Annotated in this window: 1 protein-coding gene; it reads left to right on the top strand. The window is 62.5% G+C overall.

Annotation, left to right across the window (positions count from 1 at the left end):
- The coding region (locus ACK4TH_RS12460; protein WP_409626907.1) for a DNA-methyltransferase at positions 1-640 on the top strand (640 nt) is incomplete at its 5' end.
- Between the last annotated feature and the right edge of the window lie 194 nt (positions 641-834).

The raw sequence follows: 834 nt of genomic DNA, 5'->3' as shown, positions 1-834 counted from the left end.
GGACAAGCTGCGCGGCACCCACCGCCCTATTCTGAACGACAACCTGGGCGAAGGCTTTCAGGCTTTCCTGCTTGCCGCACTCAAGCCTGCGCTACAGCGGTGCGACGGTGCAGTCTACATCGCCATGTCCTCCAGCGAACTCGACACACTGCAAGCGGCTTTCCGCGCCGCCGGCGGCAAGTGGTCGACCTTCATCATCTGGGCCAAGAACAGCTTCACGCTCGTGCATGCCGTCTACCAGCGGCAGTATGAGCCCATCCTCTACGGTTGGCGTGAGGGGGCTAATCGGCACTGGTGCGGTGATCGTGACCAGGGCGACGTGTGGGAGATCAAGAAGCCCGCGAAGAATACCTTGCACCCGACCCAGAAGCCGGTGGAGGTGCCTGAGCGCGCGATTCGTAATTCCAGTCGTCCGGGCAGTCTTGTTTTGGACTGCTTCGGCGGTTCGGGTAGCACGCTGATTGCCTGCGAGAGGACGGGCCGCGTTTGTCGGGTCATGGAACTCGATCCGAAGTATTGCGACGTTATTGTTCGCCGCTGGCAAGACTGGACCGGACAGAAGGCGCAGCGCGCCGACGATGGCTTGCTGTTCGATGAGCTGGCGAGCGATCAGCCCCTCGAGGCAGGGATGATCGACTGAAGGTCGTAAGGCAGGGTGTGGTCCAGGTCCGGTACCGCATGCCAAGCCCCGGCGTGGCGAGATCTGGCGTGGAAAAGGCATGGCATGGAATCCACGCCCGGGAAGCTGAGGAGGCAAGATGAAGCAGTCGCGCTGGATGTCGCTGGTGGAAGCCGTGACCAATGTGCTGGTCGGCTACGGGGCGGCGGTGGCGA

The sequence above is a fragment of the Tepidimonas sp. genome (genome assembly GCF_046292505.1).
In the GTDB taxonomy this organism is placed as follows: domain Bacteria; phylum Pseudomonadota; class Gammaproteobacteria; order Burkholderiales; family Burkholderiaceae_C; genus Tepidimonas.
This window is presented reverse-complemented; position numbering and strand designations above follow the sequence as displayed.